This is a genomic window from Pseudomonas urmiensis (genome assembly GCF_014268815.2).
GTDB lineage: Bacteria > Pseudomonadota > Gammaproteobacteria > Pseudomonadales > Pseudomonadaceae > Aquipseudomonas > Aquipseudomonas urmiensis.
Genome location: NZ_JABWRE020000001.1, coordinates 1,043,223 through 1,057,357 on the forward strand (window position 1 = coordinate 1,043,223; position 14,135 = coordinate 1,057,357).

3 protein-coding genes are annotated in these 14,135 nt (G+C 64.9%); 2 read left to right on the top strand and 1 reads right to left on the bottom strand.

The genetic code is table 11. The annotated features are described in order from the left end of the window. The first annotated feature begins 144 nt into the window (after window positions 1-144). The gene (locus HU737_RS04675; RefSeq protein WP_186555677.1) at window positions 145-10,548 is read left to right on the top strand and encodes a non-ribosomal peptide synthetase; all 10,404 of its coding nucleotides are present in this window, start codon (window positions 145-147) and stop codon (window positions 10,546-10,548) included. A 60-nt stretch (window positions 10,549-10,608) separates the two neighbouring features. Next, window positions 10,609-11,565 carry an alpha/beta hydrolase gene (locus tag HU737_RS04680; RefSeq protein ID WP_186555678.1) on the top strand — a complete coding sequence of 319 codons (957 nt, stop codon included), beginning with the start codon at window positions 10,609-10,611 and terminating at the stop codon, window positions 11,563-11,565. A gap of 73 nt (window positions 11,566-11,638) precedes the next feature. Here the strand turns inward: HU737_RS04680 and HU737_RS04685 are convergent, their stop codons facing one another. Next, window positions 11,639-14,086 carry a TonB-dependent siderophore receptor gene (locus tag HU737_RS04685; RefSeq protein ID WP_186555679.1) on the bottom strand — a complete coding sequence of 816 codons (2,448 nt, stop codon included), beginning with the start codon at window positions 14,084-14,086 and terminating at the stop codon, window positions 11,639-11,641. Between the last annotated feature and the right edge of the window lie 49 nt (window positions 14,087-14,135).

The window sequence follows — 14,135 nt, forward strand, 5'->3', positions numbered from 1 at the left end:
CCTGGGCCTGGCCTGGCTCGTCAACTTCAGTACACCCAGAGCCGGCTCCTGTCCGGCTCTTTCATTTGTTCGGCAGCATCGTCGGCATGTCGCGGGCTGGTTGGCTCGCAGGCGGGGACCGGTGCCCTGGTAGGAGATGTTCTAGTGCAAGCATTGCTCGATTCCGTAGAGTCATTGTCGTCACGGGAGCGCAAGGCCCTGGCCGCCTTGCTCAAGCGGCAGGGTGTCAACCTCTATGGGGTCACGCGCATCTTCGCCCGTGACAGTGCCGACCCTACGCCGTTGTCCTACGCCCAGGAGCGGCAATGGTTTCTCTGGCAACTGGACCCGAGCAGTGGCGCCTACAACATTGGTGCGGCGCTGCAACTGGCCGGTGAACTGGACCCTCAAGCCTTGCAACGCGCCTGTCAGGCGCTGATCGAGCGCCATGAGGTGTTGCGCACGACGTTCCGCCAGGACGGCGAACGGGTGGTGCAGGTCATCCATCCTCAGATGCCTTTCCAACTGCAGCTCGAGCCACTGCCGCCGACTGCGCCTGAGGCTGCCGACGAAGGGCTCAGGCAGCAGGTCGAGGCGTGCATCGGCCAGCCGTTCGACCTTGAGCAGGGGCCGTTGCTGCGTATGCATCTGCTGCCACTGGCCGCCAACCTGCATGTGCTGGTGCTGAGCGTGCATCACATCGCCGCCGATGGCTGGTCGATGCCCATCCTGATCAACGATCTGGTGCAGTTCTACGAGGGCTTCAGCCAGGGCCGGGCGGTCAACCTGCCGGCGCTGGCGGTGCAGTATGCCGACTACGCCATCTGGCAGCGCAACTGGATGGAAGCTGGCGAGCAGGAGCGCCAGCTTGCCTATTGGAAGGACACCCTCGGCGGTGAGCAACCGGTACTGAGCCTGCCCACCAACCGCAGCCGCCCGGTGGTGCCCAGCGGGCGCGGCGAGCGGATCACGCTCGACATCGATGCCGACCTGCTGCAGGCGCTCAAGGCCTTGGCCAAAGCGCAGGGGGTGACCTTGTTCATGCTCCTGCTAGCCTCGTTCCAGACCCTCCTGCACCGTTACAGCGGCCAGCCGCAGGTGCGTGTCGGGGTGCCAGTGGCTAACCGCAACCGCAGCGAGATCCAGGGGCTGATCGGCTTTTTCGTCAATACCCAGGTGCTCAAGGCCGACTTCGACGTGCACAGCCGCTTTGTCGATGTCCTGCAGCAGGTGCGCGAGACCGCCCTGCAGGCCCAGACCCATCAAGACCTGCCGTTCGAGCAGTTGGTCGAGGCGTTGCAGCCCGAGCGCAGCATGAGCCACAGCCCGCTGTTCCAGGTCATGTTCAATCACCAGACGCGCAGCAGCGCCGTCCAGGCGCAGGTCAGCGGCCTTGATGTGGCGGGTTTGCAGTGGGATTCACGCACCACCCAGTTCGACCTGACCCTGGACACCAGTGAGCATGCCGACGGCCTGTTTGCATCCCTGACCTATGCCACCGACTTGTTCGATGCCTCGCGCATCGAACAGTTGGGCCGCCACTGGCGCAACCTGCTGTTGGCGGTATGTCGTGAGCCGGGGCAGCGGGTCATCGAGTTGGCCCTGCTCGAAGACGACGAGCGCCAGCGGATCTCGGCGCAATGGAACCAGACGGCGATGGACTACCCGGTCGGGCAGAGTGTCTATCGCCTGTTCGAGCAGCAGGTGCAGCGCACCCCGGATGCCACGGCGTTACGCTGGGGCGAGCAGACGCTGAGCTACGCCGAGCTGAACCTGCGCGCTAATCAGTTGGCCCACGCCCTGCGCGAGCAGGGCGTGGGGCCTGAGGTGCTGGTGGGGGTGGCGATGCCCCGCGGCCCGCGGATGATCATCGGCCTGCTGGCGATCTTCAAGGCAGGCGGCGCCTATGTGCCGCTCGATCCAGACTATCCGAGCGAACGCCTGGCCTACATGATGGAGGACAGCGGCCTGGCCTTGCTGCTCAGCGAAAGCGCGGTGGTGGCGAGGCTACAGGTACCGGCGCAGGTGGCCTGCCTGTGCCTGGACAGCCAGGCAGAGCAGTTCGCGCACAACCCGGGCGACAACCTGGCCATCGAGGTAGCCGCGGATCATCCGGCCTACGTCATCTACACCTCCGGCTCCACCGGCCGGCCCAAGGGCGTCAGTGTGCGGCACGGCGCGCTGGTCAACTTCCTCTGGACCATGGCCGAGCAACCCGGCATCGACGCCAGCGATCGTGTGCTGTCGCTGACCTCGCTGTCGTTCGACATTGCCGGGCTGGAGCTGTACCTGCCGTTGCTGCATGGGGCCAGCGTGGTGCTGCTGGCCGAGCAGCAGAACAAGGACCCTTTCGCCCTGCTCAAGGTTATCGAGCAGCAGGCGGTCAGCGTCATCCAGGCGACGCCCTCGACCTGGCGCATGCTCTTGGACAATGCGCCGGCGCAAGCGCTGCGCGGCAAGAAGCTGCTCAGCGGCGGCGAGGCATTGACCGGCGAACTGGCCCAGCGCCTGATCGACCAGGCCGGGCATGTGTGGAACCTCTACGGCCCGACCGAAACCACCATCTGGTCGGGGCTCGAACGGGTCAGCGACAGCCACCAGGTGTGGCTGGGACGGCCGATCGGCAATACCGCCTTCCATGTCCTCGATGCCCAGTTCGAGGCCGTTCCGGTGGGGGTCAGCGGCGAGCTGTTCATCGCTGGCGATGGCTTGGCACGGGGTTATCTGAACCGCCCAGGCCTTACCGCCGAGCGGTTCATCCCGGATCCGTTCGGTGCCGGACGTCTGTACCGCACGGGTGATCTGGTGCGTTATCGTGATGACGGTGTGCTCGAGTACATGGGGCGTATCGACCATCAGTTGAAGATTCGCGGGTTCCGCATCGAGCTTGGCGAAATCGAGGCCTGCCTGCAGGCGCACGAGGCCGTGCGCGAGATTGCCGTGATCGATGTCGATGGACCGCTGGGCAAGCAACTGGCGGCCTACATCGTCGCGCATGAGCCGGCCACCTTGCAGCTTGAGGATGCGCAACTGGAGGTCTTGCGCCAGGCGCTCAGAACCCATGCGCTGGGGCAGATGCCGGACTACATGGTGCCGACTTACCTGACGTTCCTCGAGCGCATGCCGCTGACGCCCAACGGCAAGCTCGACCGCAAGGCGCTGCCGGCGGTCGACCTCAGTCGTCAGCAGCGTGTGCACCAGGCGCCGCGTACGCCCCTTGAGCAGCAGCTGGCGGCGATCTGGGCCAGTGTGCTCAAGGTTGAGCAGGTCGGCCTTGGCGACAATTTCTTCGAGCTGGGTGGCCATTCGCTGCTGGCCTCGCAGATGGTCGGCCGGGTGCGTCAGCAACTGTCCATCGAAGTGCCGCTGCGCAGCCTGTTCGAGGCCCAGGACCTGGCCGGCTTCGCCGAGCGGGTCGCCCGCGCCGGTGGCAGCCAAGCGCAGCCGGCGATGGTCGCGCTCGAGCGCGGTGCGCCGCTGGCGCTGTCCTACGCCCAGCAACGGCAGTGGGTGCTGTGGCAGTTGGAGCCGCACAGTAGCGCCTACAACATCGCCTCGGCCTTGCGCCTGCAAGGGGCGCTGGACGTTGCTGCGCTCAGCCGTGCCTTCCAGACCTTGCTGGCACGCCACGAAAGCCTGCGCACCACCTTCGCCCAGGAGGCCGGCGAAGTGCGCCAGGTCATCCATGCAGCACAGGCGTTCGAGTGGAAGATCGGCCACGCGCAGGTGTCCGCCGATGGACTGCGCGAGGCAGTGGAAACGCTGACCCGCCAGCCGTTCGATCTGGAGCGCGGCCCGCTGCTGCGGGTCGACCTGCTGCGTCTGGGCGCGCAGGAGCACGTGTTGGTGCTCAACCTGCACCACATCATCACTGACGGTTGGTCGATGGCGGTACTGGTCGACGAACTGGTCAGCCTGTACCAGGGCTACAGCCAGGGCCGCGAGGTCAGCTTGGCCGCGCTGGCGGTACAGTACGCCGACTACGCCGCCTGGCAGCGCCAGTGGATGGAGGCCGGCGAGCAAGCGCGGCAGCTGGATTACTGGCTGGGCCAGTTGGGTGACCAGCAGCCGGTGCTGGAGCTGCCGACCGACCGTCCACGCCCGGCGCAACCGAGTCGAGCGGGCGACCAGGTGCGGCTGGTGCTCGACGATGAACTGGTGCAGGCACTCAAGGCCCAGGCGCGAGCCCAAGGCGTGACGGTGTTCATGCTGTTGCTGGCCAGCTTCCAGGCCTTGTTGCACCGCTATTCGGCGCAGCAGGATATCCGCGTGGGGGTGCCTGTGGCCAACCGCACCCGGGGCGAAACCGAGGGGGTGGTCGGCTTCTTCGTCAACACCCAGGTGCTCAAGGCCCAGTTCCACCTGCGCCAGCGCTTCAGCGAGCTGCTCGAACAGGTGCGCCAGACGGCCGTGGATGCCCAGTCTCATCAGGACCTGCCCTTCGAGCAGTTGATCAATGCCCTGCAACCGGAGCGCAGCCTCAACCACAGCCCATTGTTCCAGGTGATGTTCAACCACCAGACCGAGGCCAAGGGCGCGCCGCGTGAGGTCAGTGGGCTGCGTATCGAGGCGGTGGACTGGGCGCTGCACAGCACCCAGTTCGACCTGACCCTGGACACCGTCGAACATGCCGCCGGCATTGCTGCGGCGTTTACCTTTGCCACCGAACTGTACGATCGCCAGACCATCGAGCAGATGGCGCGGCATTGGCGCAACCTGCTGCAGGCGGTGAGCCGCGACCCGCACCTGCCGGTGGTGCAACTGCCGATGCTCGATGAGGCCGAACAGCTGCGCATCGTCGGCGAGTGGAACCGAACCCAAGTGGCCTATCCTGGTGAGCGTTTGGTCCATCAGCTGTTCGAGGACCACGTCCAGCGCCATCCCCATGCGCCCGCGCTGCTGTTCGCAGAGCAGACCCTGAGCTACGCCGAGCTCGATCAGCGCGCCAACCGCCTGGCACACAAGCTGCGCGAACAAGGGGTTGGCCCGGAAGTGCTGGTGGGGGTTGCGCTGGAGCGCAGCCTGGAGTTGGTGATCGGCTTGCTGGCCGTGCTCAAGGCAGGCGGCGCCTATGTGCCGCTGGACCCGGATTACCCCGCTGATCGTCTGGCGTACATGATGCAGGACAGTGGCATCGGCCTGCTGCTGACCCAGCAGGCGCTGGTCGCGCGCCTGCCCATTCCGAGCACGGTACGTAGCCTGTGCCTGGACCAGCCGCCAGGCTGGCTGGCGGCCTATGTCGACAGCTCACCGCAGCTGACGCTGGCGCCGGGCAACCTGGCCTATGTGATCTACACCTCGGGTTCGACCGGGCGACCGAAAGGCGCTGGCAATACCCACGAGGCCTTGCTCAACCGTTTGCAGTGGATGCAGCGCGCCTATGGGCTGGATGCCAGCGACACGGTGCTGCAGAAAACCCCGTTCAGCTTCGATGTTTCGGTCTGGGAGTTCTTCTGGCCGCTGATGACCGGTGCTCGCCTGGCCATTGCCCTGCCGGGTGACCACCGTGATCCGCAGCGGCTGTGCCAGACCATCATCGAGCATCGAGTCACTACCCTGCATTTCGTGCCGTCGATGCTCCAGGCGTTCATGGCCAGCACAGACGTGGAGCGGTGCCGTAGCGTGCGCCGGGTGGTCTGCAGCGGTGAGGCGTTGTCGGCGCCGCTGGCCCAGCAATGCCTGGAGCGCTTGCCGCAGGCTGGCCTGTACAACCTGTACGGTCCGACCGAGGCGGCAATCGATGTGACCCACTGGACCTGCGCCGGCAAGCAGGGCGCGAGCGTGCCGATCGGCCAACCGATCGATAACCTGCGCACGCACATCCTCGAGCCCGACCTGTGCCCGGCAGCGCGTGGGGTCAATGGTGAGCTGTACCTGGCCGGTGTGGGGCTGGCGCGCGGTTATCATGGGCGTGCGGCGTTGACCGCCGAGCGCTTTGTCCCCAACCCCTTCGACGCCCAGGGTGGCCGCCTGTATCGCACTGGCGATCTGGCGCGCTACCGCGAGGGCGGCGTGATCGACTACGTCGGGCGGATCGACCACCAGGTGAAGATCCGCGGCCTGCGCATCGAACTGGGGGAAATCGAGGCACGCCTGATGGAGCACGAGCAGGTGCGCGAGGCGGTGGTGCTGGCCCAGGACGGGCCGAGCGGCAAGCAGTTGGTCGCCTACCTGGTGCCGGTCCAGCCGCAGCGGGTCGCCGATGACAGCGAGGCTGGGCGGCAATGGCGCGAGGCGCTGCGCCAGTTCCTCGCTCAGGGCTTGCCCGACTACATGGTGCCGGCGCACCTGTTGCTGCTGGCTAGCATGCCAGTGACGGCCAATGGCAAGTTGGCGCGCAATCTGCTGCCGGCAGCCGACTTCAGCGCTGCCAGGGCCGCGCACGTGGCGCCGCGTACGCCGCTGGAACAGCAACTGGTGGACATCTGGCAAACGGTGCTGGATCTGCCGCAGGTCGGTATCCAGGACAACTTCTTCGCCCTGGGCGGTGACTCGATCATCGCCATCCAGGTGGTCAGCCAGGCCCGTCAAATGGGCCTGGACATCGCCCCCCGCGACCTGTTCCTGAAGCAGACCATCGAGCAGTTGGCCGACAGCGTCAGCCAATGGCGCGAGGTTGCCCAGCAGCCGGTGGCCCTGCATGGCTTGAGCGAGGCCCAGGTGCAAGCGCTGCCGCTTGAGCATGCGCAGGTGGATGGGCTGTACAGCCTGTCGCCGATGCAGCAGGGCATGCTGTTCCTGAGCCTGAACGCCAGTCGCGAGGATGAGCTTTACGTCAACCAGCTGAGCGTACCGGTGCAGGGGTTGGTGGCAGAGCGTCTGCTAAAGGCGTGGCAGCAGGTGATGGCGCGCCACGATATTTTGCGCACCGGCTTGCTCTGGCAGGACCTGGACGAGCCGCTGCAGTTCGTCCTGCGCGAGCTGCCAGTGCCGCTGCGCGAACTGGACTGGCGTGGGCGCGACGATACCGAGCACGCCCTCAAAGCCCTGGCCGAGCAAGAGCGCCAGCGTGGCTTCGATCTTGACCAGCCGCCGCTGCAGCGCCTGTTGCTGGTGCGCCTGGGCGAGGATCGTCAGCAACTGATCTGGACCTATCACCACATCCTGCTCGATGGCTGGAGCACCTCGCAGTTGATGGGCGAAGTGCTCGCCTGCTACTCGGGGCAGGCGTTGGGCGAGGTGGTGCCCTACCGCGACTACATCGGCTGGTTGCGCCAGCAGGACCCGCGCCACAGCGAGGTGTTCTGGCGCCAGCAACTGGCCGCTCTGCAGGAGCCAACCTACCTGGCGGACGCCTTCGCAAGTGGTGAGCGTGGCAGCGGACACCACGCCCTCTACAGCCGGTTCAGCCAGCAGCAGACCGAGGCGTTGAAGGCGTTCGCCCAGGATCAGCGGATTACCCTCAACACCCTGGTGCAAGGCGCCTGGCTGTTGCTGCTCAGTCGCTACAGTGGCCAGCGCAGCGTCACCTTCGGCGCCACCGTGGCGGGACGCCCTGCAGCGTTGCCAGGGGCGCAGAGCATGCTTGGGCTGTTCATCAACACCTTGCCGGTGATTCACCAGGTCGACCCGCAAGCTCAGGTCGGCCAGTGGCTGCAAGAGCTGCAGCGGATCAACCTGGAGCTGCGCGATCACGAGTACACGCCGCTGGGCGATCTGCAGCGCTGGTCGGGTCGCAGTGGCCAGGCATTGTTCGACAGCATCATCGTCTTCGAGAACCAGCCGCTTGATCGCACCCTGCGTGATTGGCAGGACGATACCTTGCAGTTCGGCGATGTCGGCGGATCAGGCCTGACTGACTTCCCGATGGACCTGATGGTGATTGTCGAGGAGCAGCTGATCATCGAGTACATGTACCTGCGCCAGTGCTTCAGCGATGAGGCGGTCGAAGGTATCCGGGCGAACATGGAGGCGCTGTTGCAGGCGCTGACCCTCGATGCGCAAGCGCCGCTGGGCAACCTCGGGTTGCTGGCTCAGGCACCTGCGAACCCGGCCCCGGTCGAGCACGCGCAGCCGGCGCAGTTGGTGCATCAGCGCATCGCGGATTGGGCAGCCCAACACGGCGCGGCCACCGCGGTCAAAGTCGATCAGCGCAGCCTGAGCTTTGCCGAGCTCGATCGCGCGGCGAACCAATTGGCCCATGCCTTGATCGCCGAAGGGGTCGGCCCGGAGGTTCGCGTCGGGGTTGCCTTGCAGCGCAGTGAACGACTGATCGTAGCGTTGCTGGCGGTGCTCAAGGCCGGTGCGGCCTATGTGCCGATCGACACTGCCTACCCCAAGGAGCGCCTGAGCTACCTGATGCAGGATTCGGGTATCGCCCTGTTGCTTTGCGAGTCCGCGGCCATCGCCCACTTGCCGAAAGTGGCGACCCTGCACACGCTTGATCTGGACGATTTCGCGGCTGAGCAATGGCCGGAGCATGCGCCGCAGGTCACGGTCGATCCTGAGAACCTGGCCTACGTGATCTATACCTCCGGATCCACCGGTATGCCCAAGGGCGTGGTGGTCAGCCAGGGGGCGTTGGCCATGCACTGCCAGGCAGTGGGCGAGCGTTATGAGATGACGCCGGCGGACTGCGAGCTATTGTTCATGTCGTTTGCCTTCGATGGCGCCCATGAACGCTGGCTGACCGCCTTGACCCACGGCGCCAGCGTGCTGCTGCGCGGTGATGAGCTATGGACGCCGGAGCAGACCTGCCAGGCCATGCATCGCCATGGCGTCACCGTGGCGGCCTTCCCACCGGTGTATTTGCAGCAGTTGATCGAGCAGGTGCGCGAGGATGGCAACCCGCCCGCGATGCGCATCTACTGTTTCGGTGGCGATGCGGTGCCGCAGGCCAGCTATGAGCAGGCCCACCAGTTCCTCCGGCCGCGCTACATCATCAACGGCTACGGGCCGACCGAGACCGTGGTCACCCCGCTGATCTGGAAAGCCGGCCCCGAGCAACCCTGCGGCGCAGTCTACGCGCCCATTGGCCACCTGGTCGGCCAGCGCAGCGGCTATGTCATGGATGCCGATCTCAATCCACTGCCGCCCGGTGTGGCCGGAGAGCTGTATCTGGGCGGAGTGGGCGTGGCACGGGGTTACCTGAATCGTCCAGGGCTTACCGCAGAGCGATTCGTGGCCGACCCGAACAGCCCGGGGCAGCGCCTGTACCGCACTGGCGATCTGGTGCGCCAGCGCCCTGACGGCACCTTCGACTACCTCGGGCGCTTGGACAATCAGGTCAAGGTGCGGGGTTTTCGCATCGAGCTGGGTGAGATCGAGGCACGCCTGAGCGAGATGGAGGAGGTGCGCCAGGCCGCAGTGGTGGTCAGGGAGGGCCCGGGCGGTAAACAGCTGGTGGGCTATGTGACCTTGGTCGGCAACGCGCAAGGCAACCTTGCCGAGCAGTTGCGCGAGCGGCTGAAGCGGGAGTTGCCCGAGTACATGGTGCCGGCCCAACTGATGGTACTGGAGCAGTTGCCACTGAGCCCCAATGGCAAGCTGGACCGTAACGCGCTGCCGGCAATCGAGGCGTGCAGCGAGCATGTCCCGCCGCGCAACGACCTGGAGCGGGCCATCGCGCAGATCTGGCAGCAAGTGCTGAAGGTCGAGCAGGTCGGTATCACCGATAACTTCTTCGAGCTCGGTGGCGACTCGATCCTCAGCATGCAGGTGGTGGCCAAGTCGCGGGCCTTGAAGAAACATGGTTTCAGCCTGCGTCTGCGTGACTTGATGCAAAAGCCAAGCATCGCCCAGCTCACCGCCGCCTCTGCCAAGCAGACGCCGCTGTTGTCGTTCAATGGCGAAGTCGCCGGGCAGGCACCGCTGTTCTGCGTGCATGCCGGCTTCGGTACGGTGTTCGACTACGAGCCACTGGCACGCCGACTCAACGGCCGCTGCCAGGTGATCGGCATCCAGGCCCGGCAGTTGCTCGATGCAAGCTGGCAGGCGGCATCGTTGCAGGCCTTGGCGCGTGACTACGTGGCCTGCCTGCGCGAGCGCCAGGCGCAAGGGCCCTACCGGCTGCTGGGGTGGTCGCTCGGTGGCACCTTGGCTGCATTGATGGCGGCGCAGCTGGAGGGCGAAGGTGAACAGGTGCAATTGCTGGCGCTGTTGGACAGCTTCGTGCCGAGCCGCGAATCCGCCCAGCAGGCGGATCACTGGCTGGATGACTTGAACGAACTGCTCCAGGCCACGCTACCGGCAGCGCGTACGGTAGATCGCGGCGATCCGCGTCAAGAGAGCGCGGTTGGCGCCCGTGAGTTGATCGTCCAGGCCCTTGGCGATGTGCCCGAAGGCGCAGGTTTGGGGGTCGAGGAGCTGCTTCAAGTGTTCCTCACCGCGCGCACCCTCAAGCGCCTGTCACGTGAGCTGCAGGTGTGCGAAGGGGTCAAGGTACTGCCCCGCAGCTGGTGGGTCGCTGGCCGTGAGGATGAGCGTGCGGCGCTGGCCGCCCAGCTCGGGCAGTCGCTGGACCATGCACCGATGCTGTCCTGCGGGCACTTCCAGGTTCCTCATGACGCCGCCGTGCTGGACGCGCTGGAGCATGCCCTTGGGCGCTTGCCGAGCACTGGCCAGGCCTGAACTGTTGCTGTTACTTGAGCTGACGGGGCTGCCGGGTGCAGCCCCTTTTGGAGAATACCGATGTCGCTGAACCCTGACCTGGCTGCCTACCTGAAATTGGTGGAGGAGGGCCGCACGACTGGCAAGGTGCTGCCGATGCATGCGCTGACCCCAGATCAAGCCCGTGAGCAATTCGAGCAGTCCTCGGCGCTGATGGCGCCGAAGGCCGAGGAGCCCGAGCAGATCGACAACCTGACCTTGCTCGCGCGCGATGGCCATGCCTTGCAGGCGCGCCTCTACCGGCCACCGGAGGCCGATCCGCACCTGTTGGGCGCGGCGGTGATGTACCTGCATGGTGGCGGCTACGTGGTAGGCAGCCTCGACTCCCACGATGCCTTGTGCTGGAACCTGGCCCAAGAGGCGGGCGTGCCCGTGCTGTCGGTAGGTTATCGCCTGGCGCCACAGTGGCGTTTCCCGACGGCGGTCGACGATGCGCTGGATGGCTGGCGCTGGCTGGTCGACAACGCCGCTGAGCTGGGCATCGAGCGCAACCGTCTGGCGGTGATGGGCGACAGCGTCGGCGCCAGCCTGGCCACCGTGCTGGCAAGCCAGTTGGCTGAGCAGGCGCAGCTGCCCGCGCCACGGCTGCAGGTGCTGGTCTACCCGGTGACCGATGCCAGCCGCAGCCGCGCTTCGACGCAGCGCTATGCCAGCGGCTATCTGCTCGAACAACAGACCCTCGAATGGTTCTATCGACAGTACGCCCGGCAACCTGCGGACCGTCTCGACCCGCGCTTCTCGCCGTTGCTCGGCGCGGTATCGCCACAGGCGGCGCCGGCCTTGCTGCTGGTGGCCGAGTGCGATCCTTTGCATGACGAAGGCGTGGCTTATGCGCGTCACCTGGAGGAGGGCGGGGTGCCGGTGAGCTTGCAGGTGATGGCGGGCGTGACCCATGACTTCATGCGCATGGGCTTGATCATCGAGGAGGCTGAAGAGGGGCTGGCGCTGGTGGTGGAGGCGTTGCGCGAAAGGCTGTGAGATCGCCCACGAAGCGCAAATGAAAAATCCGCATCCTGTGAGGGATGCGGATTTTTTTTACCCCAGGCGCTGCTTAGAAGCTGTACTTGGCCGTGAGGGTGAAGTTGCGTGGGTCGCCGTATACGTCGTACGGGCTCCAGGTATTGTTGCCGGCGATGCCCTGGTAGTACTTGCGGTCGAAGATGTTGTTGAGGTTGAGGCGGGTATCGAGATTCTTGTTGACCTTGTAGCCCACCATCAGCCCGACCACGGCGTACGAGCCCTGATCGATCCGGTAGTTACCGAAGGCATTGCTACCTTTGTTGAAGATGCCGCTCTGGCCGTAGACGTTACCGCCGACACGCCACTGGTTCAGCTCACCCGGCAGGGTATAGGTGGTGCTGAGTTTGAACAGGTGCTCGGGCAGATCGCTGTCGAACTTGCTGCCTTCCTTGGCCTTGTTGGCATCTTTCAAGAACTTGGTTTGCGAATAGGTATAGCCGGCACCCACTTGCCAGTTTGGCGTCAGCGCGCCCATCAGTTCCAGGTCGATACCCTGGGTCCTGACCTTGCCGGAGGCCTCGTAGCAGATGTAGTCAGTGCAGCCCCTTTGATTGGCAGACTCCGCTGCACGGTTTTCCTGGTCGATCTGGAAGATCGCCGCGCTGGCATTGAGGGCACCGTCGAAATACTCGCCCTTGATACCGATCTCGTAGTTCTTGCCCTCGATCGGGCGAATGATGGAGCGGCCCTGGCCCTGCTCCGATTGCGGCATGAAGATGTCGGTATAGCTGGCATACACCGAGTGGTTGTCATCCAGGTCGTAGATCACCCCGGCGTAACGGGTAACGTTACGGGTGATCTTGTAATCGCTATTGGTGTAGTAGCCGTCGGCGATTGCGTTGTAGGTTGACTGATTGTCATACCAGTCCAGGCGCGCGCCGATGATCACCTTCAGGGGGTCGGCGATGTTCAGCCGCGTGGTGACGTAGACACCTTCCTGCTCGACATGCTCGCTCAGGTCGTACTCGTCGGGGACATTGGGTCGGGCGATACCGCTTGGGTTGACGGCAAACAGGTTGTCGACCGGAATGAACACCGTACCGCCGTGTGCGGTTGTCTTGACTTCACGTTTGCTGGCACCGACCACCAGTTCATGCTGGCGATCGAACAGCTTGAAAGGGCCATTGGCGTAGATGTCGTAGCTGGACTGGTCGTAGTCCCGGCGTTGGTTGAACACGCGCTGGCGGAATGATTCAACGCCCGATTTGAGTTCGCGCTCGAACACGGCGCCTTGCAAAGCGAAATCGGACCAGTTCTTGGACGCCGCCACATGCAAGCGCCAGTCATTGGCAAAGTGATGATCGATTTCGGCGAACAGCGTGGTGTTGTTGATGTCCTGATAGCTCCAGTCGTAGCCGACGTTGGTGGAGCGCGAGTAGCCGACATGGCTGCCATCACGGTTGACCGGCAGGCCACCCCAGTTGATGTTGTTGTTGTCGTTCTGGTTCGACGCACCCACGGTGAGGGTGGTGTCGTCGGTCAGGTCGAACTCGGTGATGCCGTAGAACAAGCCACGCTCGCGGCCGGCATAGTCCTGGAAGCTGTCCTTGTCGTTGTAGGCACCGACGAAACGGCCACGCACGCTGCCGCTGTCATTGAGCGGGCCGCTCAGGTCCAGCTCGCCACGGTAGTTGTCCCAGCTGCCCGCGGAGCCGGTAACGCTGCCCTGGAACTCCTTGGTGGGACGCTTGCGCACCATGTTGATGGCCGCCGACGGGTTGCCGGCACCCTGCATCATGCCGGTTGCCCCACGGACGATCTCGACGCGGTCGTAGGGGGCCATGTCGGCCGCCGCGACCCAGTCGGCGTTGTAGGTGGTCGGCAGGCCATCGAACATCAGGTTGCTGATGGGGAAACCGCGCGAAAAGTACTCGCTGTTGGCCGGGCGCGCCGCCGACATGCGCAGGCCTGGGGTGGCCTGGACCACGTCGTCGAGGCTGCGCATCGACTGGTCATCCATGCGTTGGCGGGTAATCACTGTGACCGCCTGCGGCGTTTCGCGCAGTGTCAGCGGCAGTTTGGTCGCGGTCTGCATGGCGCCAGTGGTGTAGGAACCGGTGTTCTCGGTGGTTTGCCCCAACCCCTGGCTATTGATGTTGGTTGCCCCCAGTTCCACCGCATTGCCCCCCTCCCGGGCATGGATGGTGGCCTGGTTGCCTTCGATCTGGTAGCTGACGCCGGTGCCCTGGAGCAACTTGGGCAGCGCTTGGGCTGGCTCCATGGCGCCGGAGATGGCGGCACTGCGCTTGCCTTCGACGTCCTGCGGGCTATACAGCACCTGCAGGTTCGATTGCGAGCCGAACGCCAGCAATGCGCTGGCCAGCGACTGCGCCGGAATGTTGAATTGCACCTGCTGGGCCTGGACCATGGCCGATAGCGGCATCAGGGCGCTCAGGCCCAGTGCGGCAGGCGCCGCTTGACGCAGGGTGCGGCGAATGACCAGGGCCAAGGCCTGGGGACGAAGGCGTTGTGTAGGCATTTATCGAAAGCTCTATGTAGGTGTCTGGTGTTAAGTGTGAGTGATTCTT

What these genes read in the sequence shown, in the direction of transcription:
- HU737_RS04680 (WP_186555678.1), top strand. Translation starts at nt 10,609, where the DNA reads ATGTCGCTGAACCCTGACCTGGCTGCCTACCTGAAATTGGTGGAGGAG.
- HU737_RS04685 (WP_186555679.1), bottom strand. Translation starts at nt 14,086, where the DNA reads ATGCCTACACAACGCCTTCGTCCCCAGGCCTTGGCCCTGGTCATTCGC.